23 protein-coding genes are annotated in these 25,141 nt (G+C 70.3%); 1 reads left to right on the plus strand and 22 read right to left on the minus strand.

Annotated features, from left to right (window positions below):
• Window positions 1–7 precede the first annotated feature (7 nt).
• From msrQ to ABIC66_RS22765, 7 genes are all read right to left on the minus strand, one after another.
• Window positions 8–628, minus strand: coding sequence for a protein-methionine-sulfoxide reductase heme-binding subunit MsrQ (msrQ, locus tag ABIC66_RS22735; RefSeq protein ID WP_354073391.1), 621 nt, complete (start codon window positions 626–628; stop codon window positions 8–10).
• Window positions 629–740: 112 nt separating this feature from the next.
• Complete coding sequence (msrP, locus tag ABIC66_RS22740) at window positions 741–1,661, minus strand: protein-methionine-sulfoxide reductase catalytic subunit MsrP (RefSeq protein ID WP_354073393.1); 921 nt, start codon at window positions 1,659–1,661, stop codon at window positions 741–743.
• Window positions 1,662–1,745: 84 nt separating this feature from the next.
• Entirely contained in the window at window positions 1,746–2,429 is a 684-nt protein-coding gene (locus ABIC66_RS22745; protein WP_354073395.1) for a periplasmic heavy metal sensor, read from the minus strand.
• On the minus strand, window positions 2,426–2,860 hold the full coding sequence (locus ABIC66_RS22750) for a hypothetical protein (RefSeq protein ID WP_354073397.1): 435 nt from the start codon (window positions 2,858–2,860) through the stop codon (window positions 2,426–2,428). The genes ABIC66_RS22745 and ABIC66_RS22750 overlap by 4 nt, the downstream gene beginning before the upstream one ends.
• A 16-nt stretch (window positions 2,861–2,876) precedes the next feature.
• Complete coding sequence (locus ABIC66_RS22755) at window positions 2,877–3,434, minus strand: RNA polymerase sigma factor (RefSeq protein WP_354073399.1); 558 nt, start codon at window positions 3,432–3,434, stop codon at window positions 2,877–2,879.
• Window positions 3,435–3,460: 26 nt separating this feature from the next.
• On the minus strand, window positions 3,461–3,889 hold the full coding sequence (locus ABIC66_RS22760) for an EF-hand domain-containing protein (protein ID WP_354073401.1): 429 nt from the start codon (window positions 3,887–3,889) through the stop codon (window positions 3,461–3,463).
• Between the two features lie 231 nt (window positions 3,890–4,120).
• Window positions 4,121–7,003: a bifunctional [glutamine synthetase] adenylyltransferase/[glutamine synthetase]-adenylyl-L-tyrosine phosphorylase gene (locus tag ABIC66_RS22765; RefSeq protein ID WP_354073403.1), complete on the minus strand. Its 2,883-nt coding sequence runs from the start codon at window positions 7,001–7,003 to the stop codon at window positions 4,121–4,123.
• Between the two features lie 117 nt (window positions 7,004–7,120).
• Here ABIC66_RS22765 and ABIC66_RS22770 point away from each other — a divergent pair, with 117 nt between their 5' ends.
• Window positions 7,121–8,011 (plus strand): M56 family metallopeptidase, encoded by an 891-nt coding sequence (locus tag ABIC66_RS22770; RefSeq protein ID WP_354073405.1) that lies wholly within the window; start codon window positions 7,121–7,123, stop codon window positions 8,009–8,011.
• A 135-nt stretch (window positions 8,012–8,146) separates the two neighbouring features.
• On the opposite strand, the gene uczS is transcribed toward ABIC66_RS22770, so the two are convergent.
• The 15 genes from uczS to ABIC66_RS22845 all read right to left on the minus strand — a co-directional run bounded on the left by uczS (window position 8,147) and on the right by ABIC66_RS22845 (window position 25,091).
• Window positions 8,147–9,553 carry a two-component system sensor histidine kinase UczS gene (uczS, locus tag ABIC66_RS22775; protein WP_354073407.1) on the minus strand — a complete coding sequence of 469 codons (1,407 nt, stop codon included), beginning with the start codon at window positions 9,551–9,553 and terminating at the stop codon, window positions 8,147–8,149.
• Between the two features lie 4 nt (window positions 9,554–9,557).
• The gene (locus ABIC66_RS22780; protein ID WP_354073409.1) at window positions 9,558–9,872 is read right to left on the minus strand and encodes a type II toxin-antitoxin system RelE/ParE family toxin; all 315 of its coding nucleotides are present in this window, start codon (window positions 9,870–9,872) and stop codon (window positions 9,558–9,560) included.
• Complete coding sequence (locus tag ABIC66_RS22785; protein WP_354073411.1) at window positions 9,873–10,094, minus strand: hypothetical protein; 222 nt, start codon at window positions 10,092–10,094, stop codon at window positions 9,873–9,875.
• A gap of 33 nt (window positions 10,095–10,127) precedes the next feature.
• Window positions 10,128–10,799 carry a two-component system response regulator UczR gene (gene uczR, locus ABIC66_RS22790; protein ID WP_354073413.1) on the minus strand — a complete coding sequence of 224 codons (672 nt, stop codon included), beginning with the start codon at window positions 10,797–10,799 and terminating at the stop codon, window positions 10,128–10,130.
• A 191-nt stretch (window positions 10,800–10,990) separates the two neighbouring features.
• Window positions 10,991–12,577, minus strand: coding sequence for a Do family serine endopeptidase (locus ABIC66_RS22795; RefSeq protein WP_354073415.1), 1,587 nt, complete (start codon window positions 12,575–12,577; stop codon window positions 10,991–10,993).
• Between the two features lie 174 nt (window positions 12,578–12,751).
• Window positions 12,752–13,204, minus strand: coding sequence for a cytochrome c-type biogenesis protein (locus ABIC66_RS22800; RefSeq protein ID WP_354073417.1), 453 nt, complete (start codon window positions 13,202–13,204; stop codon window positions 12,752–12,754).
• The gene (locus ABIC66_RS22805; RefSeq protein WP_354073419.1) at window positions 13,201–15,183 is read right to left on the minus strand and encodes a heme lyase CcmF/NrfE family subunit; all 1,983 of its coding nucleotides are present in this window, start codon (window positions 15,181–15,183) and stop codon (window positions 13,201–13,203) included. Before ABIC66_RS22805 ends, ABIC66_RS22800 begins: the two co-directional genes overlap by 4 nt.
• Window positions 15,180–15,698, minus strand: a complete 519-nt coding sequence (ccmE, locus tag ABIC66_RS22810) for a cytochrome c maturation protein CcmE (RefSeq protein ID WP_354073421.1) — start codon at window positions 15,696–15,698, stop codon at window positions 15,180–15,182. Before ccmE ends, ABIC66_RS22805 begins: the two co-directional genes overlap by 4 nt.
• Window positions 15,695–16,801 carry a c-type cytochrome biogenesis protein CcmI gene (gene ccmI / locus ABIC66_RS22815; RefSeq protein WP_354073423.1) on the minus strand — a complete coding sequence of 369 codons (1,107 nt, stop codon included), beginning with the start codon at window positions 16,799–16,801 and terminating at the stop codon, window positions 15,695–15,697. Before ccmI ends, ccmE begins: the two co-directional genes overlap by 4 nt.
• Window positions 16,802–16,953: 152 nt before the next feature.
• The gene (locus ABIC66_RS22820) at window positions 16,954–18,285 is read right to left on the minus strand and encodes a hypothetical protein (protein WP_354073425.1); all 1,332 of its coding nucleotides are present in this window, start codon (window positions 18,283–18,285) and stop codon (window positions 16,954–16,956) included.
• Between the two features lie 200 nt (window positions 18,286–18,485).
• Window positions 18,486–19,865 (minus strand): sensor histidine kinase, encoded by a 1,380-nt coding sequence (locus ABIC66_RS22825; RefSeq protein WP_354073427.1) that lies wholly within the window; start codon window positions 19,863–19,865, stop codon window positions 18,486–18,488.
• Window positions 19,866–19,869: 4 nt separating this feature from the next.
• Entirely contained in the window at window positions 19,870–20,547 is a 678-nt protein-coding gene (locus tag ABIC66_RS22830) for a response regulator transcription factor (RefSeq protein WP_354073429.1), read from the minus strand.
• A 19-nt stretch (window positions 20,548–20,566) separates the two neighbouring features.
• Complete coding sequence (locus ABIC66_RS22835) at window positions 20,567–20,887, minus strand: PepSY domain-containing protein (RefSeq protein WP_354073431.1); 321 nt, start codon at window positions 20,885–20,887, stop codon at window positions 20,567–20,569.
• 481 nt (window positions 20,888–21,368) lie between these two features.
• On the minus strand, window positions 21,369–23,963 hold the full coding sequence (locus tag ABIC66_RS22840; RefSeq protein ID WP_354073433.1) for a TonB-dependent receptor: 2,595 nt from the start codon (window positions 23,961–23,963) through the stop codon (window positions 21,369–21,371).
• 198 nt (window positions 23,964–24,161) lie between these two features.
• Window positions 24,162–25,091 (minus strand): DnaJ C-terminal domain-containing protein, encoded by a 930-nt coding sequence (locus ABIC66_RS22845; protein ID WP_354073435.1) that lies wholly within the window; start codon window positions 25,089–25,091, stop codon window positions 24,162–24,164.
• Between the last annotated feature and the right edge of the window lie 50 nt (window positions 25,092–25,141).

A 25,141-nucleotide genomic window follows, 5' to 3' on the forward strand; every position in this document is an offset into this window, starting at 1 on the left:
GAAAACGCTAGCGTGTGGGACGCCGGCTCCAGGCGCCCCACACCCGCCACCCCAGCAGCACCGCCAGGATCGCGCCGTAGATCAGGGGCGGCCGGTGGTCGGCCTTGACCAGCAGGTAGTAGTGCACGACCCCTAGCGGCACGATCAGATAGATCAGCCGGTGCAGCCGGCTCCACGCCGCCCGGCCCATGCGGATCACCCACCCGTTGGTCGAGGTGATCGCCAGCGGGATCAGCAGGGTAAAGCCCAGCATCCCCAAGGTGATGAAGGGCCGCTTGAGGATGTCCTTCCACAGCTGGTTCCAGTCGAAGAACAGGTCGACGCCGATATAGCTGCACAGGTGCAGCACGATGTAGCTGAAGGCGAACAGACCGACGGTCCGGCGAAACCTCACCAGCCTCGGCATCTTCAGGATCCGCGCCGCCGGCGTGATCGCCAGGCCGACCAGCAGCAGCCGCAGGCCCCAGACGCCCAGTTGGCGGATCAGCGCCTCGATCGGATTGGCGCCCAGCTGGTCGTTGAACCCCTTCCACGCCAGCCAGACCAGCGGCGCGAAACAGGCCAGCCAGACGAGCGCGTAGATCAGGTTGTCCCGGAGCTTGGAGGGGCGTTTGCGCGTCCCTGTCATCCCGGACGCCTCGAAGAGGCGATCCGGGACCGCCGGAAATGCCGGCGCATGCGGCGGTCCCGGCTCTCCGCGCGACGCGCTCCGGCCGGGATGACAGGATGGATGGCCGCCATCAGAAGTTCTTCTTCAGGTCCATGCCCTTGTAGAGCTCCGCCACATACTCGCCGTAGCCGTTGAACGGCAGGGTTTCCCGGCGGCGGAACTCGCCGATGCGGCGCTCGGTGGCCTGCGACCAGCGGGGGTGATCCACGGCCGGATTGACGTTCGAGTAAAAGCCATATTCGCGCGGGGCCAGCTTGTTCCAGGCGGTGGTCGGCTGCTTCTCGACCAGGCTGATGCGCACGATCGACTTGGCGCCCTTGAAGCCGTACTTCCACGGCACGACCAGCCGCAGCGGCGCGCCGTTCTGGTTGGGCAGGACATCGCCATAGAGCCCGACCGCCATCAAGGTCAGCGGGTGCATGGCCTCGTCGATCCGCAGGCCCTCGCGATAGGGCCAGTCCAGTGTGTTCCACCCCTGGCCGGGCATTTCCGAAGGCCGCATCACGGTCTCGAACGCGACGAACTTGGCCTTCGAGGTCGGCTTCACCGAGGCGATCAGGTCCTTCAGCGGGAAGCCGACCCAGGGGATCACCATCGACCAGCCTTCGACGCAGCGCATGCGATAGATGCGCTCCTCCAGCCTGTTCCCCTTGATCAGGTCTTCGATCCCAACCGTGCGCGGCGCCTCGCAGGCGCCGTCGATGCGCACCGTCCACGGTCGCGGCTTGAAGTTCCCCGACTTCTCGGCCGGATCGCCCTTGTCGACGCCGAATTCGTAGAAGTTGTTGTAGGTGGTGATGTCCTCTTTCGAGGTCGCCTTCTCAGTCGTCGAAAAGCCCTTCGTGAAGGCCAGACCGGCCTTGGCCTCGCCCGCCGCCGCGCCCGCCAGGCCCACCCCCGCCAACCCCGCCATCAGCGTTCGGCGCTTCAGATAGAGGCCGTGGTCGGTGACGTCGTTGTCGGTCAGGTCGGCGGCGTGGCGGATCAGCATGGAGACGCTCCGAAGGGGTTCACCCCTAGATACGAACCGCGTCGCCCTTTGGTTACGCGTGGGCCAAAAAACAGAGGGCGAAAATCAGTTCGGTCCCGCCATCGCCGCGCGGCGCGCCGCGATCGGAGCATAGACCCGCGCCAGGCCGTCGGCCAGAATCGTGCGCTCGGAGGGGGTCAGGGTGGCGGCGTAGGCGGCCAGGGCGGCTTCGACATTGCCGCGCGCCTGCAGGTCCAGGGCGCGGGCCGCGCTCAGCCGCTTGGCCACTTCGGTCGCGTCGTAGCCGGGCGAGCCCAGGGCGGCCAAGGCGGCCTGTCGCTCGGCCCGCGCCTGCTGGGTCAGGGGCCTGTTCTTCTTGTTGGCCTCGTTCAGCGCCATGCGGAACGCCCGCCGGCTTTCGGGCGAGAGCATGTCGCCGGCCGAGATCAGCGGCGGCCGCAGCTGGGCGGCGGTCGGCCCGGCGGGGTCGCCCGGCGGCGGCGCTTCCACCACCGGCGGAGCCGGCGCGACGGGCGCCGGGGCAGGCCGCTCGCGCACCGGCGCGGGATGGGCCGCGGGCGACGGGGGAGTCTCGACGGTCACGGCCGGCTGGGGAGGCGGCGCGGGGCTAGCTGGAACGACGGCGGGGCGGGTCGGGACCGCCGCGACGGGCGCAGCCGGCGGCGCGGTCAGGCGCGCATAGGCCAGACCCGCCAAGCCCCCGATCAGGAAGACATTGATCACCGCCGAGGCGGCCAGGGCGATCATCCACGGACGCGACGACGTCATAGTTCGGAAGGCTCCGCGATCGCGTCCTGCAGGGCCGAGGAGGTGTCGACGGCCGTGACGACCGGCTGCTCGGCCACGACGATCGGCGCCTCGACCGGCGGACGGCCGACCGCCACCCCGAGCGCGACTCCCGCGAAGGCGGCGGCCGACAGACCCAGGGCCGCCCCCAGGCCGGCGATCCAGCGGCGGGCGGTGTTGGGCGCCTGCGGGGCGGCGGCGATTAGCCGGCCCAGCAGGGCCGCGTCGACGCTCTGGGCGGGCGCCAGGTCCAGCAGGCGATCCAGCTGCGACGCCGCGTCCAGCACGGCCGAAGCGCGCTCTGGATGGGCGGACAGCCACGCGCGCGCGGCTTCGCGCTCGGCCTCGGGCCAGCGCGCGATCTCGCCGCCATAGATCTCGGCCAAGTCCTCGAAACGCTCGAGTGACATCATGACCACGCCTCCTCGTTCATCCGGTCCCCCGCAGATCCGCCAGCGACGCCTTCAGCGTCCGACGCCCCCGCGCGAGCAGGCTTTCCAGCGCCTCGACGCTGATCTCCATCAGCCCCGCGGCCTCGATATTGCCAAGACCCTGGTGATGGCAAAGCACGATCGCCTCGCGTTGGCGAGCGGGCAGAGCCGCCAGCGCCGCCTCGACGCGCCGAGAAAGATCCGCCCCGATCAGGCCCGCGTCCGGCGCCGGGCCGGTGTCGACCTGCTCGGGCGGCTCGCTGGTCGCCACTTCGCGACGGCGGCGTAGCCGGTCGTAGCAGAGGTTCAGGGCCACTCGGTGCAGCCAGGTGTCGAACCGCGCCCCGCCGGGTTTCCAGGCCCGCGCCTGCTTCCAGGCGCGCAGAAAGGTCTCCTGAGCGACGTCCTCGGCCTCGCCCGGATCGTTCAGCATGCGCCGGGCCAGGGCCAGGATGCGCGGCAGGCGTCGGTCCAGCAGCGTGCGGACGGCGGACGGATCGCCCCGTCCCACCCCCGCCAGCAAGGCTTCGTCGGGATCGTTCCCGTCGGACGCCAACCTTCAACCCGCCGCGCACGCCGCCATCAGACCCCGACCTTGGCCTTGCCGTGCTTGGCCTGCAACTCCTCGATCGTCAGGATGCCATCGTTGTTGGCGTCCATGCGCTTGTAGCGCCAGGCCAACACCTTGTCGGCCTCCGCCCGCGACAACGAACCGTCCTTGTCGGCGTCGAAGCGGGAGAACAGCTTCTGGCCGCGCTTGCCAGCCTTTTCCGCCTTGGCGTCGGCCTCGGCGTTCTGCTTGCGGAAGGCGGTGAACTCCTCGGGCGAGATCTTGCCGTCCTTGTTGGTGTCCAGCCGCGTGAACAGCTTGTCGCCGTTGGCCGCCTGGAATTGTTGCAGCGTCATGCCGGAGGGGGCGCCAGCGGGCGCCGCTGGCGCGGCGGTCTGCGCCAGAGCGGGCGCCGCGGCGACGAGCAAGACGCCGGCGGCGATCAGGGTGCGTACGATCATCAGTGTGAGGTCTCCAAACGGTTGGACCGTCCCAGTGATCATTGAACGCGCGGGTGGCGGGATTCCGTCGGGGGTCGGTTCAAACAAAATACCGCTCTCCCCGGCGAAGGCCGGGGCCCAGATTCATCCGGAGCGTTTGGGGTGTTCGCGCCGACGGCCTCACCCGGCGTGCTCGACGCCCGGGGTTCGATCTGGGCCCCGGCTTTCGCCGGGGAGAGCGGAACATGGGGCCTACCCCGGCGCCTTGACGATCGCCTCATAAGCCGCCCGCGCCTCGGCCTTCGCCTTGGCCAGCTTGGGTTTCAGCGACTTGAACTGGCTGACGTGGCCGGCCTTGGCCAGCAGGGCCTTGAAGGCCTTGGGCTCGGCCTCGACGTCGGCGCCGTCCTCCAGCGCGACCTTGATCAGTTGGCTAAGGTCCTGCTCCAGCCGCCAGGCCGCCTCCAGCCGCGCCAGCGCCCCGTCGTCGGCCAGGCCCGCCACGCGCAGGGCCGCCAGGGCCTCGCCGGTGTTCTGGGCCAACGGGCCGCCTTTGGCCGCGTGGGCCAGCTGCAGAAACTGGGCGGCGAACTCGATGTCGACGAGGCCGCCCGGGTCGAGCTTCAGGTCCCAGTCGCCCTTGCCGGGCCGCTCGCGCTCCATCAGCTCGCGCATCTCGATGACGTCGGCGGCGGTCCGGACCCAGTCACGCGGCCGGCGCAAGGCCGTCGCGATCGCGCCCTCCGCCCGGGCCTGGAACCCCGGCGAGCTGGCCCAGACGACCCGGGCGCGAGTCAGGGCTAAGAGCTCCCAGGTCTCGGCCTCGCGCTCGTAATAGTCCTCGAAGGCCACGAAACTGACCGCCACCGGCCCCTTGGTGCCAGAAGGCCGGAGCTTGAGGTCGACCTCATATAGCGTCCCCTCCCCGGTCGGCGCTGACAGGGCCGAGGCCAGGCGCTGGGTGAAGCGGGCGTAGAAGACGTCGGCGCTCCACTCCTTGAGGGCGGATTGGGCCGCTGGCCCATCGGCCGCGTAGAGGGTCATCAGGTCGAGGTCCGACTTGGCGGTCATCTCGCGCGAGCCGGCCTTGCCCAGGGCCACCACGGCCACCTGGCCGGGGAAGGTCCCGCCCAGGCGTTCGGTCTCGGCCAGGGCGGCCGGGGCCAGGCCGCCGATGATCAGGTCGCCCAGCTCGGCGAAGGCCCGGCCGATGTCGCGCGCGTCGGCGCTGCCGCTCATCACCCGTACGCCGATCCGGAAGCTCTGGTCGCGGAACAGTCGCCGGGCGGCGTTCATCGCGCCCTCGAAGTCCTCGGGGTCCCACGGCGCGACGGCCGGCGTCTCGATCGGGCCGAAGAAGGCCGGGTCCAGCAGCGCGTCCAGCGCGGTCGGCCGCCGGGCCAGGGTCGTGGCCAGGCGCGGGGCGAAGGCCATGACCTCGACGATCAGCTCGAACAGGCGCGGCTGAGCCAGGAACAGCGACTGGATCTGCACGCCCGACGACAGGCCGGCGAAGAAGTCGGCGAAGCGGTTGAAGGCCTGGTCCGGACTGCCCGTGGCGTTGGCCGCGTCCAGCAGGCGCGGGGCCAGGCGGGTGAAGAGCTCGCGCCCCCGCTCGGTGCGGGTGGCGGCGATGTGGCCGTGATGCCAGCCGCGGATCGTGGCCGCGACCCGCTCGGGCGACGAGAAGCCCATCCGCTTCAGGGTGGCCAGGGTCTCGGGATCGTCCTCGACGCCGGTGAAGACCAGGCTGCCGAACCGCGAGGACAGCGCTTCCTCGCCCGCGAACAGGCGGCCGTAGCGCAGGTTGACGCCCTTGAGGATCTTGCCGACGGCGGCGTCGAAGCCGCGCAGATTGTCGTGGCCCCACAGGGCCGCGACCTTCTTCCGCTCGGCGTCGGACTCCGGGAGCTTGTGGGTCTGGTCGTCGGCGACCATCTGGGCGCGATGCTCAAGCGCCCGCAGATCCTTGTAGGCCTGCGTCAGCCAGGCGGCGTCCTCGGCGGTGACATGCCCGGCGGCGGCCAGGGCGGCCAAGGCTTCGAGGGTGCGGGGGCCGCGCAGGTCGGGCTGGCGGCCGCCCAGGATCAGCTGCTGGGTCTGGACGAAGAACTCGATCTCGCGAATGCCGCCGCGCCCCAGCTTCAGGTCCGCGCCCTTGGCGGTCAGGCGGTCGTCGACCTTGTAGGTGTGGATCTGGCGCTTGATCGAATGGATGTCGGCGATGGCCGCGAAGTCGAGGTTGCGCCGCCAGATGAACGGCTGCAGGCCGTCCAGGAACGCCTGGCCCTCCGCGAGGTCGCCGGCCGCGATCCGGGCCTTGATGTGCGCCGCCCGCTCCCAGTTCTGGCCGACGCTCTCGTAGTAGTCCATGGCCGCGTCAACCGGGATGGCTGGCGGGGTCGAGGACGGGTCGGGGCGCAGGCGCAGGTCGATGCGGAAGACGTAGCCGTCGCCGGTCCGCTCCTGCAGCACCCGGCCCAGATGGTTGGCGATCCGCACGGCCACGGCCTGGGGCTCGTGGCCGTCCGCCATCGGCAGCTTCTCGGGCGCGTAGAAGATCGAAAAGTCGATGTCGCTGGAATAGTTCAGCTCGAACGCGCCGTGCTTGCCCATGGCCACGCAGAACAGGCCCGGCGCGGGGCCGTCCTGGCCCTGCCCGACGTGGGTGAGCGCGCCGCGATCGACCTCCTGGCGGACGGCCTGGGCCAGGGCGGCGTGCAGGGCGGCGTCGGCGAAGCGGGTCAGGGCCCCGGTCACCTGGTCCAGATCCCAGACCCCGCCCAGGTCGCACAGGGCGGTCAGCAGGTGCAGGTCGGCCTTCAGCTCGCGCAGGACCCGGCGGGCGGTCTCGAAGTCCAGCTCGGCGGCGACGGCCTCGGCGGCGGCCAGGATCATGGTCAAGTTTTCGTCGGGATCGCCGGCCAGGATCCTCGGCAGGCGCTGACCGTCGCGGCGGGCCAGGCCGGCCAGGTAGGGCGAGGCGGCGAACACCGGGGCCAGGGCGCTCCAGGCCGCGTCGACCACACCCATGGCCTCGCCCGCCCGCTTGGCGATCGCCTCGTGCGCCCGCTCGGCGGCCTTGGCGTCCAGGACGGGGCCGCAGGGGGCCAGGCGGTCGAGCAGTCGAGTCATGCCGGCACGGTGGCCCGTCCGGCCTTCTGGAACAAGGGTGGCGCGCGAGAGTGCTTGACGCAGGAATTTACAGTTGTAACCATCAGCGACGAGGAAACGGCAGGAACCGCTCCGACGATGATCGAGCTCTTCGCCATCGCCCTGATCCGGGCCCAGATCGCCGCCGCCGCCGCGGTGCTGCTGGTCATGCTGCTGCGGCCGTCCTCGCGCCAGCTGTTCGGACCACGCCGCGCCTATGGTCTGTGGACCATCGTGCCGGCCGCCGCCGCCGCCGCCTTCCTGCCCAGCCTGGCCGAGACCATGGACATCGGCTCGCCCGCCCGGCCGCTGGGCGCCTGGGCCGGCAAGCTGATCCTGCTGTGGCTGGCCGGCTGCGCCATCGCCACGGCGATCCTGGTCTTGCGCGAGCGCCTGTTCCGCCGCCGCGTCGAGCAGGGCCTCGCCGGGCCCGCCGTGATGGGCGCCCTGTGGCCGCGCATCGTGCTGCCGTCCGACTTCGCCCAGCGTTTCGACGCCCGCGAGCGCGAGATGATCCAGCTGCACGAGCGCACCCACATCAATCGCGGCGACCCGATCGCCAACCTGATCATCGCCAGCGCCGGCGTGCTGGGTTGGTGCAATCCGATGATCGCCCTGGCCTCGCGCTTCGTGCGCATCGACCAGGAGTTGGCCTGCGACGCCACCGTGGTGGCGCTGCGCAGCGACATTCGCGCCGACTACGCCAAGGCCCTGATGAAGGCGCAGCTGAGCGTCTCGACCTCGCCGCTGGCCTGCGGCTGGGCGACCCACCCGTTGATCCTGCGCGTCTCGCTGCTGAACCGCCGCGAGCCCAGCCTGGTTCGCGATATCACGGGCTTCCTGACCATGACCTTCCTGGCGGTCATCGCCATGGTCCTCGTCTGGAGCATCGCCCCGCGCGGGCCTGACGCCAACGACCTGCGCCCCGGCCTGGCCGCGCGGATGGACCCCTATACCGGCGCGATCGTCTGGGTTCAGGCGGACCGGTAGGCCAATCCTTCTTCCCCCTCCGGGGGAGGAGGGCCGAAGGCCCGGAGGGGCAAGCGTCGGATCACGCAGCTCACTTGCCCCCACCTAACCGCTACGCGGTCATCCGCCCCCTGGAGGGGGCGGAAGGAGACACCCCTACTCCACCCGCGGCAGTAGCAGCGCCACGCGCAGGCCGGGGCCCATGCCGTTGTACTCGCCCGGCCCCTCGGCCAGTTCCAGCCGGCCGCCGTGCGAGGCGGCCACGGCCTGGACGAGGGACAGGCCCAGGCCCGCGCCGGGCTCGCTGCGGCTGTTCTCCAGGCGCACGAAGCGCTGGATCACGCGGGCGCGGTCGGCCTCGGGCACGCCGGGACCGGTGTCGGTGACCGAGAACTCCAGCTCGCCCGACGAGGTGCGGCGGGCGCGCAGCATGATCGCCCCGCCCTCGGGCGTGTATTTGATGGCGTTGTCGAGGATGTTGGCCAGGGCCTGGGCCAGGAACTCGCGATTGCCCTTGATCGGCAGGGCCGGGACAATCTCGGCCTTGAAGTCCAGGCCCTTGTCCTCGCACGACAGCTCGTAGAGCTCGGCCATGTCGCTGGCCAGTTCCGAGGCGTCGAACGTCCGCTGATCCGGGGCCGAGCCGGCCGCCTGCAGGCGGGCGATGGCCAGAACGGCGTTGAAGGTCTTCAGCACCCCGTCGGCGTCCATCAGCGCCGTCTCCAGCGCCGCCACCGGATCGCCCTTGCCGTTCTCGGCGTCGATCAGCGCGACCTCCATGCGGGCGCGGAGGCGCGTCAGGGGCGAGCGCAGGTCGTGGGCGATGGCGTCGCCGGCGTGGCGCAGGCCGCCCATCAGGCGCTCGATCCGGTCGAGCATGTCGTTCAGGCCCTCGGCCAGCTCGTCATATTCGTCGCGCGTGCCGCGCACCCGGGCCCGGGCGTGGAGATCCCCGGCCCGCACGTCGTTGACCACGTCCACCAGGCCCTGCATCGAGCGGCTGACATTGCGGCTGATCAGGACGCCGCCGGCCATGCCCAGCAGGATGACCAGCGCCCCGGCGCCCCACAGGGCCCGGACGATCTTGCGGACATAGGCCTCCGAGGCGTCGACATCGGCCCCGACGAACAGGATCTCGCCGTGCTCCAGCCGCTGCTGCACGCCCTTGGCGGCGGCCTTGATCTCGGCGCCGTCCAGGTCGGTCTCGGTGACCTTGAAGCTGGCCCATTCGGGGCCGTCGCCCGTGAAGTTGGCGACCGGCGACTCCTCGATCGAACCCGAGATGCGCTTGCCGTTGCGGTCGGCCAGGAAATAGAGGAACGGCTTCTCGCCGCTCGCCCGCTCGACGATGGTCTGGTTCAGCGCGTCGACGCCGCCCTGGCGGTAGGCCGCCTCCAGGCTCTCGAACTCGCGGCTGATCTCGGCCTGGGCCCGGCGGTTCACCTCGCCCGCCGTGGCCACGTAGATGTAGCCCAGGAAGGCGCTGGCCGCCGCCGCGAACAGGGCCAGGAACAGGAGGGTCAGCCGGAACGGCGTGGTGCGGAGAAGGCGCGGCAGACGCATGGGTTTAAGTCTTCTTGCCAAGCAGGGCCGCGACGTCGCGGCGGCTGTCGACGATGCGGAGAAGGTGAATACCCGCCCCACCCTCCAGGGGTTCGTAGACGATCACCCACGGCGGCACGGAAATGGATCGAGGATCGCCCTTCAGATCCGATCGAGGACGTCCGGAGAGGGGCCGCTTCGCCAGGCGTTGAAGCTTGGCTTCGATGAGCGCGACAACCCGTTCCGCGCGTTCGAGTCCGCCGTCCTCCACGATCCAGACATAGAGATCCCGAACGTCTTTCCGCGCCTCCGCAGAGCGTACGACCTTTGGCGTCCCCATTCAGGTCTTGCGGTTCTTTTCGAATTCTTCCCTTAGGTCACCGAGTATCTCCGCGGTGTCCCAAGGCTCGGCCTTGCCCTCGGCTAGTTCGCGGCGGGCCTGGTCGATCGACTCGTTGAGCGCGTCGCGATTGCGCTCGAACCAAGCGTCCATCTCGGCCTCGGAAAGCTCCGGACCGAAATCCTCGCCATCGTCGGGAACGGGCTTGGTCAGCTTGTTCATCGCCCTCAGCCTATCACGACGCCGCGTCGTCGCCTACGGATCCAGCCGATAGCCCGCGCCGCGCACGGTCTGCAGCATCGGACGGTCGAAGCCCTTGTCGATCTTCGAGCGCAGACGCGAGATGTGCACGTCGATGACGTTGGTCTGCGGGTCGAAGTGGTATTCCCAGACCTTCTCCAGAAGCATGGTGCGGGTCACCGACTGGCCGGCGTGGCGCATCATGAACTCCAAGAGCTGGAATTCGCGCGGCTGCAGGTCGATCTCCTTGCCCTGGCGATGGACGGTCCGGTTGATCAGGTTCATCTCCAGCTCGCCCACCTTGAGGGTGGTCGCCACGGCCCCGGTTTCGCGACGGCGCGACAGGGCCTCGACCCGGGCCATCAGCTCGGGGAAGGCATACGGCTTGACCAGGTAGTCGTCGGCGCCGGCGCGCAGGCCCACGACGCGGTCGTTGACCTCGCCCAGGGCCGACAGGAACAGCACCGGCGTCTGGTCGCCCTCGCGGCGCAGCGTCTCGACCACGGTGACGCCGTCCATCTTGGGCATCATGCGGTCGACGACCAGCACGTCGAAGCCGCCCTTCTGGGCCTCGCCAAGACCCGCCTCGCCGTCGGGCGCATGCTGGACGTCGTAACCGGCCTCCTTCAGGCCGTGCGCCATGGCGGCGGCGGCCTCCAGATCGTCCTCGATAATCAGAATACGCATCAAGCCAACCCCTCATGCGCCGGACAGAATGGCGGAACGATCGACGTTCTCCCGATTCTGGCCCATCGCGCGATAGTTGACCGGTTGATAGCGGTTTCGGGGATCGCTGTAACTTAAACCTTGGACAGATACGAAAAAGCCCCGCTCCGGAGGTCCGGAGCGGGGCTCGATCGTTTAGATGGTCGCCGGTCTTACGGCGCGATCTTCAGCGGCACGAAGACCGGGCGGTTCTGGCGGATGATCTTGACCAGCACGCTGGTGCGGCCGGCCTTCTTGGCGTTGGCCACCGCGGCGTTGACCTCGGCCACGGTGGTGACCGCCGCGCCGTTGATGTTGGCGAGCACGTCGCCCTTGGCCAGGCCCTTCTCGCCGGCGTCGCTGTCGCCCTTCACGCCGGTGACCAGCAGACCCTTGATCTCGCTGTCGATCTTGTAGGTCTGGCGCGAGGCCGGATCGATGGCGCCCAGGGTCAGACCCAAGGCGTCGACCCGCTGGGTGGCGGGCTTGTCCGGGGTCGGCGTCGCGCCGCCGCCCTGATCCTGGTCGTCGTCGCTCAGCCCCAGCGCGCCTTCGGCCGGACGCGTGCCCGACTTGACGTCGACCGTCCGCGGCTTGCCGTCGCGAATGACGGTCATGCGGATCGTCTCGCCCGGCCGCGCCTTGGCGACTTCGCGGGTCAGTTCCGAGCGGTTGGCGACGGTGACGCCGTTGACGGCGGTCAGGATGTCGTCCGGCAGCAGGCCGGCCTTGGCGGCGGGACCGCCCGGAACCAGCTCGGCGACGATCGCGCCCTTCACGTCCTTCAGGCCCAGGGCCTCGGCCGACTCGGCGCTGAAATCCTGGATGGTGACGCCGATATAGCCGCGCACCACCTTGCCGCTCGAGATCAGCTGCTTGGCGGTGGCCTCGGCGATGTCGGCCGGGATGGCGAAGCCGATGCCGACCGAGCCGCCCGACGGCGAATAGATGGCGCTGTTGACGCCGATCACCCGGCCGTAGATGTCGAACGACGGACCACCCGAATTGCCGCGATTGATCGGCGCGTCGATCTGGATGTAGTTCACGAACGACGACGTCGAGTCCTGCAGGTCGCGGTTATAGGCCGAGATGATGCCGGCCGTGGCCGTGCCGCCCAAGCCGAACGGGTTACCGATCGTGATGACCCAGTCGCCGACCCGCGGCTTGGCCTGGTTCTCGAAGTTCACATACGGGAAGTCGGCGCCCTTGGCCTTGGGATCGACGACCTTGATCACCGCCAGGTCCGTGCCCTCGTCGCGGCCGACCAGGGTGGCCTTCAGCTCGCGGCCGTCCTTCATCACCACCTGGATGTCGTCGGCGTCGGCCACGACGTGGTTGTTGGTGACGATGTAGCCGTCGGCCGAGATGAAGAAGCCGGAACCGGCCGACTGTTGCTTCGGGGTGGCGGGGGTGTCGCCGTCGTCGTCCTGGCCCTGGCCCGGAACCGGCTTGCCCTTCTGGCCGCGCGGCACGATGTCGAAGCCTTCCAGGCCCGGGATGCGCAGGGATTGCGGGCTGGCCTTGGAGGTCACGTTGATCTGGACGACCGCTGGCGAGACCTTTTCGAAGATGTCCGCGAACGACAGCGGCGCGCCCGGCGGCGGGGCGAAGGCCGGCGCGCCGGCCATCGACGCGCGGACCACCGGCGCCTCGGCGGCGCCCGCCGTTCCCATCCGCATGCCGACCCCGGCCAGGGCCGCGCAGGCCACGCCCGCGCCCGCGACGGCGCCCACAATGAATCCCGACTTCCTAGCGGTCATTCGTCTTTCCTCATCCGCGCGATCCGCGCGGCTCCTTCGCTTACCCGCGCGCCCGGCGCGCGGTCCCAGTCGATCTGAGAACCTAGTCCCGACAGTAAAAGGTGCAATGGTTCTCGAATTATCTTTCCGTCATCCGGAAGGCGCTTCTTGCGGCCCCTTTTCGGCGCAATCGTGTCAATCGTCTTCCAGAAGAGCCTTGAGCCGGTCTTCCTCGTCCTGCGAAAGCTCTGTTTCAGCGGTCTCGCGACGCCGCAACAGTCCGAACATCAGACCGCCGCCAAGCAACAGCACGCCGGCCGGGGCCAGCCACAGCGCGGCGTTGCCGGCCGAGAACTTCGGCTTCAGCAGCACGAACTCGCCGTAGCGCTGCACGAGAAACGCGCGGATTTCACGATCGCTTCGGCCTTGCCTGACCTGTTCGCGGACAATTCGCCGCAGGTCGCCGGCCAGCTGGGCCTCGGAATCGTCGATCGACTCGTTCTGGCAGACCAGGCAGCGGACTTCCTTGAACAGCTCGCGGGCGTGGGCCTCCTGGGCCGGGTCGGGGAGGCGCTCGGAGGGTTCCGAGGCGCTGCCCATCAGCGCGATCGAAGCCAGGGCGATGATCAGGATCTTGAAGCGGTTCACGACACCACCTCCTCGGCCCGTCGCCCCACGCCCAGGCGCACGCGGCGATCCGACAGCGACACCGCCCCGCCCAGGGCCATGATCAGCGGGCCCAGGAAGATCAGCCGCACCCAGGGGTTCACATAGGCGCGGACCAGCCAGGCCGGCTTGCCGCCTTCGCCCGCCCGGCGCTCGCCCAGCACGATATAGATATCGTCCAGCAGCCGCGGGCAGATGGCGACCTCCGAGGTGGTCTGGGCGCCCGTCGGGTAGAAGCGGCGCTCGGGCTCGGCGCGGCAGACCTGCGTCCCCGCCTTGTCGACGACCTTCACCACCCCGCGCTCGGCCAGATAGTTGGGGCCCTCGACCGTGCCGACGTCGCTGAGCGTCAGGGTGTAGGCCCCCAGGGCGTGGCTGTCGTTCAGGCTCAGCGTCTGGGCCGCCTCGACCCTCCAGGTGGTCTCGAACGAGGCCCCCAGCACGAAGATCCCGAGGCCGGCGTGGGCCAGGGTCGTGCCCCAGGCGCCGCGCGGCAGGCCGCGCGAGCGGCGCAGGCTCTCGGCGGCCGGGACGCGAAATAGCTTCAGGCGTTCGGCCATCTCCAGCAGCGCGCCGCCCAGCAGCCAGAAGCCCAGAGCCAGGCCGCCGCTCGCCAGCGCCTTGCGCGGCTGGACGATCCCGTAGCCGACCAGGCCCAACACGGCGGCGACCGCCAGCACGATCCACAGCTTGCGGGCCGCGCCCTTGGCGTCGCCGCGCTTCCAGGCCAGCAGCGGACCGGCCGGCAGGACGCAGAAGGCCAGCACCATCAGCGGCACGAAGGTCAGGTTGAAGAACGGCGCGCCGACCGAGACCGCCTCGCCGTCGATCGCCTCGCGGATCAGCGGATACAGCGTGCCCAAGAGCACCACCGCCGTCGCCGTCGACAGCAGGATGTTGTTGAGCACGATGGCGCTCTCGCGGCTGATCGGGCGGAACTGGCCGCCCGGGTTCAGAGTCGGAGCGCGCAGAGCGAACAGCAGGAAGCCGGCCCCGGCCGCCAGGCCCATCATGATCAGCAGCAGCACGCCGCGCGTCGGATCGACGGCGAAGGCGTGGACGCTAGTCAGCACGCCCGAGCGCACCAGGAACGCGCCCAGCATCGAGAAGGTGAACGCCGCCAGGGCCAGGAACGCCGTCCAGCCCGGCAACGCCCCGCGCTTCTCGGTGACGATGGCCGAGTGCAGCAGGGCCGCGCCGATCAGCCACGGCATGAAGCTGGCGTTCTCGACCGGGTCCCAGAACCACCAGCCGCCCCAGCCCAGCTCGTAATAGGCCCAGAAGGCGCCCAGGGTGATGCCGATGGTCAGCAGGCTCCAGGCCGCCAGGGTCCAGGGCCGCACCCAGCGGGCCCAGGCCGCATCGATCCGGCCCTCGATCAGGGCCGCCAGGGACAGGGAATAGACCACCGAGAAGCCGACATAGCCGCTGTAGAGGAACGGCGGGTGGGCGGCCAGCGCGGGGTCCTGCAGCAGCGGATTGAGCGAGCGGCCCTCGACGGGGACATCGATCAGCCGGGCCAGCGGGTTCGAGGCGAACACGGTGTAGGCCAGGAACAGCACGCCCAGCGCCCCCTGGACGGCGAGGGCGTAGGCCCGCAGGCGCGGCGGCAGGCTGTCGCCGAAGAAGGCCATGGCCGCGCCGTAGCCGGTCAGCACCAGGCACCACAGCAGCATCGAGCCCTCGTGGCTGCCCCAGGCGCCGGCCACCTTGTAGAGCAGCGGCTTGGCCGTGTGCGAGTTGTTGGCCACGTTGGCGACCGAGAAGTCCGAGACCACGAAGGCGTGGATCAGGGCCGCGAACGCGACCAGCACGGCGACGAAGGCGGCGACCGCCGCGCCGCGTCCAGCCCCGGCCAGCACCGGCGAGCGCCGCGCGCCGCCGACGGCCGACAGGCCGGTCTGGGCGACCGACAGCATCAGCGAAAGAATGAGCGCGAACGCCCCGAGTTCGACGATCATGCCTCGGGCTTTCTGGAAGGGGGCTTTCCATACGCCGGCGCGCCATAGTTCGGAGGCGGGGCCCCATCCCCGCGCCACTCGCCCTGCTTCTTCAGCGCCTTGGCGACGTCGCGGGGCATGTAGCGTTCGTCGTGCTTGGCCAGCACCTGCTTGGCGACGAAGGTCCCGTTCGGATCGAAGGTCCCCTCGGCCACGATGCCCTGGCCTTCGCGGAACAGGTCCGGCAGGTCGCCGTGATAGACGACCTTCGCGGCGGCCCTCTGGTCGGCGACCGTGAACTCGACGTCGCCGCCGGGGTGCTTGACCACGCTGCCGCGCTGGACGAGGCCGCCCAGCTGGACCTTGCGGCCGGGAGCGACGTGCGCCGCCTGGGCCTGGGCGGGCGTGTAGAACAGCGAGATGCTGTCGCGCAGGCCGTACAGCGCCAGGCCGACCGCCAGGGCCAGCACGGGCGCGACGGCCAGCAGGATGGTCAGGCGCCGGCGCGCCTTGCGGGATTTGGGCCAGAAACTCATGGCGTAACGGTCTTCTGAGCGGGCGTGTCGGCGGCCTGGCGCAGCGCCGACAGCACCTTGGGCTGGTCCTTGAAACGGGCGGTCGCGGTTGCCAGCGCCGCGTCGCGCTTGGCGGTCTCGCCCAGCACGGCGTAGGCGCGGACCAGGCGGATCCAGCCGTCGGGATCGTCGGGCGATTGCGCCAGGCGCGAGGCCAGACCCTCGACCATGCCGGCGATCATGCCCTGGACCTGCGGATTGGCGTCGGCGGCGGGCTCGGCGCTGGGCAGGCCGCCCGAGGCCTCGACCTGGGCGATCTCCTGGACGAGGGCCGCGCGGCCCGGATCGGCGGCGGGCAGGCTGGCGGCCAGGGCGCGCCAGTCGGCGAGGCCCCCTTGGACGTCACCGTCCGCGATCTTGCCGCGCGCCAGATAGTAGCGGGCGCGCAGCTCCTTGGGATCGACCTTCAGCGCCTCGCCGAAGGCCAGCTTGGCGTCGGCGCCGACCTGGCCTTTGGACTCCATGACGAAGGTCTCGCCCAGCAGGCTCCAGATGTCGGCGCGCTTGGGTTCGAGGCGCACGGCCTTGCGCAGGGCGGCTTCGGCGCCGGGCAGGTCGCCGGCCGCGGCGCGAGCCCTGGCCAGGAACACCAGCGGCGCGGCCTCTTTGGGTCGTTCGGCGGCGACGCCTTCCAAGATCGCGGCGATCTTCTCGGGCTCCAGCGTGGCGGCGTCGGCCTGTTTCCATTCGGCGACGCGCTTGGCGTACGGCTGGTCGGGTAGGTCGGGGCGGCCCAGCACGACATAGAGGCCGACCGCCGCGACGCAGGCGGCGCCGACGGCGGCGACCACGGCCTTGCGCGGTCCGACGCCGTCGCGCTCCCAGCGTTCGGCCTGGTCGGCGGCGGCCAGCAGGCCGCGGCCCGCCTCGGCGCGGGCGGCCTTCAGCTCGGTGTCGGCCAGCAGGCCGTCGATGGCCAGGCGCTCGACCTCGGCCAGACGGCGGCGATGCGGCTCGAGCCGGGTCTGGGCGTCGTCGACGGGCCGGGCGCGCGCCGCGCCCCGCAGCACCAGCCCCGCCGTCGCGGCCGACAGCCCCGCCGCGGCGATCCAGAAAGCGATCATGGCCGCGTGGTAGCGTGTTCCCGCGCCGGCCGTTAGTAGGAAAAGTGCGTAAGTGGGGCCCCGGTGCGTTCAGCCCTCTTTCTTAGCCGTCATTCCCGCCACAAGGGTGGGAATGACGGAGCTATATTTGAGACTTTGGTGCGATCGACGCCCTATGCCGCGATCGCCGCCGCCGCGCGCCTACGCACGATCTCGGCGGTCTTGTCGTCGCGAGTGTAGGCGATGAAGCCGGCCGCGACGTCCAGGTACTTCACGGCCAAGGCCGAGTCGCCGCCTTCGCCGGTGCGGGCCACGTACAGGACGTCCTCGATATAGGGGTCCAGGCGGCTGTTCAGCTTTTCCAGAACCTTGTTGCGCGACGAGCCATAGCCGGCCTTGTCGGCGCAGGTGCGCAGCTCGGCGATGAAGGCCAGCGCCGACTGGGCGCGGCGGATCATCGCCTCGTCCGGCTCGTCGACCAGCTTGGCGACGCCGCGCGCGCCCTTCTTGGCCATCATCGAGATCGGCCGGGTCGGCAGGGCCTGTTCCAGCACCTTGTCGGCCTGGTCCATGCGGGTCTCGCAGGCCTTGGCCATGGTCTGCTTGAAGCGCGCCAGGCGCTTGCCCCAAGGACCGTCCTTGTTGATGTCGACCGACTGCTGGAACTCGGTGATCTGCAGGTGGACGCGGTGGGCGCCCTGCGCCGCCTCGCGCCCGGCCTTCTCGCCGGCGGCGAAGTCGAATTCCTCGATCCGCCGGACCGAGGCGTCGATGTCGGCCAGGATGCGCTCGCCGAACTCCTTGACCTCGGACGAGGCCAGGTAGCGGTCGGACGGGCGGTCCATCACCGCCGAGATCACCCGCAGGATCCGCCAGTCGTCGGGCAGGTGCGCCGACAGGATGTCGAGCAGCAGCGGCCCGGCGTCCTCGCTGATGCGGCAGGCGTCGCGATAGGCCAGGCGCGCGGCGAAGGCGCGCTCGTCCGACATGCGGCTGACCCACTCCGAGAGCTTGGGCAGGCACGAGCGAGTGATGGCCGACAGCTGCAGGCACAGGGCCAGGTGTTCGGGGTCGCACAGCGAGCGCACGCTGTCGAAGGCGGCGTTCTCGGGATCGCGCAGGCCGGCGGCGGCGGTCTTGCACAGCTCGTCGAAGACTTCGGGGACGCCGTTCTCGAGGTCCCAAGGATTGCACTTGGCCGCGGCTTCCTCGACCCGGCTCGGGGCGATGACCTTCAGCGCCTTCCACACGCGCGACAGCACCGGCGCGGGGAACGAGACGCAGCCCGCCCCGCGCGTGACGCACAGCGGCACGATCGGGGCCAGGATGTTGTTGCGGACGAATCGGTTGGCGGTCTCGTCCTCGACCAGCCCACGCACGGCGGCCAGGGATCCGGTCGCGCCGGCGCTGGACAGCGCCAGTTCCAGGCTGCGCAGAGCCGCGTCCGGAGCTGTTTCCACCAGCGTCCGGATGATCTGCAATTTGTGCGCGGCGATGGCGGCCATGATCCCCCGTGTCGGAGCAACGGATTCCGACAGGCGTCAACCATGTTCGGAACGAGGTTAAGGATTTCCGAAACGCGCCAAAAATCCTAGTCCTCGGAACGAGATGTCGCGGCGGAAAAGCTTTTATCCACTAGAGGTTTAGGGCGCACGTATCAGCGGTGTAGCAAGGCCGGCGCGCGACGAAACGCCACAACCCCAGGTCAAGCTTCGGCGCGCGGCAGGTCCAGGGTGACGCGCAAGCCGCCCAGCGGCGATTCACCAAGCTGAACCGATCCGCCATAGGCGCGGGCCAACTCATCGACGATCGACAAGCCCAGCCCCGATCCGGGCGCGTTCTCGTCCAGCCGCTGGCCGCGCTTCAGCGCCTGGGCGCGTTCCTCGGGCGGCAGACCCGGACCGTCGTCGTCGACGGTCAGCAGCATGCGGCCCTCGCCGTGGGGCGCGGCGTCCGCCCGGATCCGGCCCTTGCACCACTTGCCGGCGTTTTCCATGACGTTGCCGGCCAGCTCCAGGAAGTCCTGCTTCTCGCCCTGGAAGCAGAGGTCCTCGGGGCAGCGCCAGTCGATCTCGACGGCCTTGTCCTGAAAGATCCGCTCCAGGGTGACGGCCAACTCGTCCAGGATCGGCTCGACCGGCGTACGCTCGCCCGAGGTCTGGGAGCGGGCGGCGGCGCGGGCCCGGCGCAGGTGGTGGTCGACCTGTTCGCGCATGGTCTGGGCCTGGCGCTCGACCACCTCGGCCAGTTGGCCAGGCTGCTGGCTGGCCTCGGTCAGCATCACCGAGATCGGCGTCTTCAGGGCGTGGGCCAGGTTGCCGACGTGGGTGCGCTGGCGCTCGACGACGTCCTGATTGTGAGCCAGCAGGGCGTTGAGCTCGCCGGCCAGGGGCTCCAGCTCTTCCGGATAGACGCCCTCCACCCGCTCGGCCTTGCCCCGGCGCACCGAGGCCACCTCGCGGCGCAGGCGGAATAGGGGCTGCAGGCCAAAGCGCACCTGCACCACCGTGGCCAGCAGCAGGCCGCCGCCCAGGATCAGCAGGGCGATGGCGGTGACCCCCGCGAAGCGGTCGGCGTCGGCGTCGATCGGCGAGCGGTCCTCGGCGGCCAGGAACACCACCGGAAAGGCGTAGCCCGGCAGGCTGGTCAGGATGGCGGCGGCGCGCAGCGGCTTGTCCTGCGGGCCGCGCATGTCGAAGTACTGGGTCTTGCCGGGGGCCGCGTCCAGTCGGTCGATCTGGGCCGAGGCCAGCATCAGGTCGCTGTCGAATAGCGAGCGCGAGCGCACGATCGGCCGCATCGAGCCGTCCTTCAACCGGGCCAGGATCACCCAGTAGCGGCCGGAATAGGCGCGGGTCGCGCGAATGTCGGTCAGGACCGGGGCGCGCAGCTGGCCGTCCTCGATGGTCGAGCCGGCATAGAGGTCGTCGGTCAGCACCGCCAGCGACTGGTCGAACCGGCGGATGGCCGCCCCGCGGAACTGGGCGGTCAGGAAGACGCCGGCGATCAGCACGACCAGCAGGGTCCAGATCCCGGCGATCAGGACCAGGCGGCGGACCAGCGAACGGCGGCGCAGGTCCAGCAAGGGACTAGGCGTTGTCTTCGCCAGGCAGCGGCGCCAGGCGATAGCCCAGGCCGCGGACGGTCTCGATGCGGTCGGCGCCCAGCTTCTTGCGCAGGCGGCCGATGAACACCTCGATGGTGTTTGAATCGCGGTCGAAGTCCTGGTCGTACAGATGCTCGACCAGTTCGGTGCGGCCGATCACCCGGCCCTGGTGCATCATCATGTAGTGCAGCAGGCGGTATTCCAGCGAGGTCAGGCGCAGCGGCTCGCCGTTGACGCTGGCGCGGGCGGCGCGCGGGTCCAGGCGCAGGGCCCCGCACGACAGCGACGGCGCGGCGTGGCCGGCCGAGCGGCGCAGCAGGGCGCGCAGGCGGGCCAGCAGCTCCTCGGTGTGGAACGGCTTGGCCAGATAGTCGTCGGCCCCGGCGTCGAAGCCGGCGACCTTGTCGCTCCAGGCGCCGCGCGCGGTCAGGATCAGCACCGGCGTGGCGACGTTGCCGCGTCGCCAGCGCTCCAGCACCGACACGCCGTCCACCTTGGGCAAACCGAGGTCCAGGATCACCGCGTCATAGGGCTCGGTCTCGCCCAGGAACTGGGCCTCTTCGCCATCGGGCGCATGGTCGACGGCGTAGCCGGCGTCGCCCAGGGTCAGCTTCAGCTGACGCGACAGGTCGGGATCGTCCTCGACGAGCAGGATACGCATGCAAACTCCCGGATCGTGTTTAGCCGCCGCTGAGGATCTGGCCGGTGCGGGCGTCGACGATGAAGTCGATGCGGCGACCGTCGGCCGCGGCCCAGCGGACGCGATAGGTCGAGCCTTCCAGGCCCGCGTCCAGCACCCGGCCGGGCACGCGCCGGCCGATCATGTCGATCACGCGCGACAGCGGCACCAGCTGGCCCGACTGCACGCCGCCCCGCGCCTGGTCCGACTGCGCGCGCCAATCGGCGCCCAGCGAGTCAGGGCCACGACGCTGCGCGGACGCCGCGCCCGGGAGGGCTGCGGCCAGCGCGGCGGCGACGAGAATGACGCGGATCGTTTTCATGCTCTCCGGTCTAACGGACCTCGGCTGAATGGAGACTGAACGCAGGCGTTATGAACGGGCTGTGTCGTTCTGTCACGGTCGGACACGCTTGGAACGCGCCGGGAAGGCCAGATCCGTCGCGAGCGGTCACATGGCGGTCAGCGGTCCGCGCGAAATTCCCTCTCTCTTAGAGAGAGGGAGGGGCCCGCCGCGAAGCGGTGGGAGGGTGAGAGGTTTCGCCGTCTGCCGGACAATCCTGGTTCCCTTGCCCCAAACACCCGCCCCCCCCCGGCGAAAGCCGGGGCCCAGATCGAACCCACGGACACTCGATAGGGCGACGGGCGCTTCTCGGATCATCCCAAACCGCTCAGGCTGAATCTGGACCCCGGCTTTCGCCGGGGAGAGCGGCAGATGGGAGTCTCGTTCGGAGAGGATGTAACCTCTCACCCTCCCACGCTTCGCGCGGGCCCCTCCCTCTCTCTCAGAGAGAGGGAATTTCGATCTACATCGCGATCAAACTCTTCCTGAACGTCAGCCGCACCGTCCGCCCCAGCGGGTCCAGGTAGTCGGCCTGGTAGGCCTGGGGCGTGACGCCCTTGGCGTCCTTCACGATCGGGCGGCTGTAGAACAGGTTGTCGGCGGCCAGGGTGACCCGCCCGCCGGCCAGCCACTTCGACGCCCGCCCGGCCTTCACGTCGCGCGGGACCTCGTAGAAGGCCGATAGGTTGATCGTCGTCTGGTCGTCGAACCGCAGCGCCCCGCCGTTGGTCGGGCCGGCGTCGATGACGCTGCCGCCCCGCCAATTGCCGTTCAGGTTGACGCCCAGGCCCTGCTTGAAGGCGTTCAGGCGGAAGCCCAGTTCGCGCTTGGGCTGGCCCCGGCGGCTGGTGCTGGCCCCGTTCAGCAGGTCCAGCGGCGCCAGGCCCCGGCGCAGGGTGGTCTCGTCGCGCAGCCGCCAGGTGTAGTTGACCGACAGTTGCACCTGCCCCGCCTGCTTGCGGTCCTTCTTGGCGCCGCCCTTGGCGTCCTTCGCCGCCTGGCCCAGGAACCGGGTCAGGTTGATCCCGCCGCGCAGCTCCTCGCGGTCGATGGCGTCGAAGTTCAGCGGCCGGCTGTCGATCGCCGTCAGCACGCCGCCGGCGTTGCGCGTGAAGCGCTCGGGGAAGGCCGCCTCCAGCGCCGGGGTGATCAGCGGGAAGGACGCGATCGGGTCCTCGATCCGGGTGCGGACGTAGTTGGCGTTCAGGGTCAGCCGCGTCTGGCCGCCCTCGCGTCCCAGCGGACGGACATTGACCCCGGCCCGCAGCACCTTGCGGCGGTCGTTGCTCAGGCCGGTGTTGCCGCCCTCCAGCCGGCTGACCGTCACGCTCTGGCCGGTGGCGAAGTCGAACACCGTCACGCTGGGGGTCAGCACCACCGGGTCGGCGATCTGGTTGGCGTTGGGCGCGGTCTCTTCCTGGCTGACGCTGAGATTGAAGGTCAGCAGCTTGTCGGGCGACCAGTGCAGGCCGGCGCCGAACGCCAGGCGGTCCTTATAGGTCTGGGCGTCGTAGCCGGCGTTCAGGCTGGCGGTCAGCTCGCCCAGCGCCGGCAGCACCTCGCGCGCGCGGCTGGCCAGCGGCACGTCGATGTCGCCCTGCACCGAGACCGTGCGGCGGTCGTAGGCGCTGCTGGTCGGGACGCCGGCGCGGACGGCGTCGGAGGTCTGCTTGACCGTCTCGCCGCCGACCTTGACCGTCGAGGAGATGCGGCCAGCCGGGATCTCGGCGACGTCGCCGTTCAGGACGAGCTCGGCCTTGGCGGCCTTGGACCTCGACTTGGCGCGATCGCGAGCATTGGCCTTGAGCAGGGCGCGCGGGACCGGGCCGAACGGATTGACCGCCGGGTCGCGGGCGGCGATGGCGGCCTTCCAGGCGCTGGAGTCGACGCCGCGGCCGGTCACCGTCTCGCTGTCATTGCGGTCGTAATTGCCGGTCAGCGACCAGCGCCAGTCGCCGACATAGCCGTTGGCGGCCAGGCCCAGCTGACCCTTGAACGCGTCAACCTCGCGCAACTGCGACCAGGGCGCGTCGAGATAGCGATAGACGGTGACGTCCCGCGCGAACGGCGAGAACGGGCTACCGGCCGGCAGCTTCACGGACGTGGCGGGCAGGCCCAGGAAGCTGGTGCGCCGGGCGTCTTCCAGATTGACGCTCAGGGTGACGCTGACCTTGCGGGCCAGGTCGCGGGTGATGGCGGCCTTCAGCGTCCCCTGCCCCAGCGACGGCAACAGGCCGCGGTTGGCGGTCACGCCGGTCAGTTCGGGGCTTCCCGCCCCGGCGGCGAAGGCCGGCAGTGAGGCCGCCCCGTCCGCCGCCGCGTCCGGGGCGCGGGCGACGGTGACGAGGCCGCCGGCCAGCGCCGACAGGGCCGGGTCGATCTCGCTGCCGAACGGCGAGCCCGTGACATTGCCGACCAGGCCGTAGGGCGAGGTCGCCGATGGAGCGCGGACGATGTCGCGCTCGGCCTCGAACAGGGTCGATTCCTGGCGCCAGTCGAAGCCGGCCGTGGTCCGCTCGTCGCCGGCCAGGCGGAAGGCGTCGCCGTTCAGCCGCTCGGCCGAGCGCCCGCCAGCCGTGGCCCCGGTCTCCTCGGCCTCGACCGCGATCGAGGCGAAGCGCTTGCGCAGGATGAAGTTCACGACCCGCTGGTTGGGCCGGTAGCCGTAGGACAGGGCCGCGGCGGGCGACAGCACGTCCATGCGCTGAATGGCCTGGGCCGGCAGGCCGCTGATTTCCTGAAAGCCCGAGATGCGCCGGCCGTTCGCTAGATAGATCGGCGGCGGGGCGTCCGGCTCGCCGGTCGAGATCTCGGCCTCGAGCAGCGAGACCAGCTCCTGCACCGTGCTGGCCCCGGTGCCCTGGATCTCGGCGGCGTCCAGGGTCAGGTCGGGCTGGACGGGGCCCTCGGTCTTGCCGCGCGGCGCGGCCTTGATCACCAGGCTGTCGACGAGGCCCGTCTGCTCGCTCTCGGGCGGCGTCGGCGCGGTCGGGGTAACCGGTGTCTCCTGCGCCGGCGCGGCGATCTGCAGGAGCGCCAGGACGCTGACCAGAACCATGAAAGCCGCCCCGATGCCGCGCGCTGAAGCCCGTGGGTTTCCCTAGGGCCGCGGGACTCAACTGGCAAGCGCGCAAAACACTGTCATCCCGGACGGTCGAAGGCCGATCCGGGACCGCCGGAAGCGCTGAGCTTGTGGCGGTCCCGGCTCTCCGCTTCGCTACGCCCGGGATGACACGCGTTGAGTGGAGATCGAGCCCTACTTCCGCTTCGGCGTGTAGGGCTTCTGCGCCCGCCAGGCCTCGGCGAACTTTTCGAGATCCTGGTCGACCGTCTCCGGCAGGGTCACCACCAGCCGCGCCAGCAGGTCGCCGCGCTTGCCCCTGGCGTCGGGCATGCCGCGACCCTTGAGGCGCAGGGTCTGGCCGCTGTTGCTGGCCTTGGGGACGTTCAGCATCACCGCGCCGTCGGGGGTCGGGGCCTCGACCTTGCCGCCCAGCACCGCGTCGGGGATCGAGATCGGCAGGTCCATGACCAGCGTGTCGCCTTCGCGGCGATAGACCGGGTGCGGCTTGATCACCAGCTCGATCAGGGCGTCGCCCGCCCCGCCGCGGCCCTGGGCGCCCTGGCCCTTCAGCCGCAGGGTCTGGCCTTCCTGGGCGCCGACCGGGATGGTGACGTCGATCGTGCGGCCGTCCGAGAAGGCCACGCGCTTCTTGCCGCCCTTGATCGCCTCTTCCAGGTCGATGTCGAGCCGCGCCTTGACGTCGGCGCCCCGGGTCGAGAAGCCGCCGCCCTGGCCGCCGCCGAACGGACCGCGCGCGCCGCCCTGGTTGAACATGCCGCCGAATAGTTCGGAGAGGTCGATCTCCGGCCCTTCCTCGCGATGGAAGCCGCCGCGCCCGAAGCCGCCGGCGTTGAACGGGCCGTTGCCGGGCTGACCGCCGAAACCGCGCATGGTCTCGCGGCCGTCGGCGTCGATCTGGCCCAGGTCGAACTTCTTGCGCTTCTCGGCGTCGCCGACGATGTCGAAGGCGGCGCTGACCTGCTTGAACTTCTCCTCGGCCTTCTTGTCGCCCGGATTGGTATCCGGGTGATGCTGTTTGGCGAGCTTGCGGAACGCCTTGCGGATCTCGTCCGCGGTCGCGGTGCGGGAAACGCCGAGTTCCTGATAGGGGTCGCGCGCCAAGGAAGGATGTCTCCGGTGAAGGGCAGTGTGGGTATAGCCCTCCATCTAGA

The sequence above is a fragment of the Caulobacter sp. 1776 genome (genome assembly GCF_040545685.1).
In the GTDB taxonomy this organism is placed as follows: Bacteria; Pseudomonadota; Alphaproteobacteria; order Caulobacterales; family Caulobacteraceae; genus Caulobacter.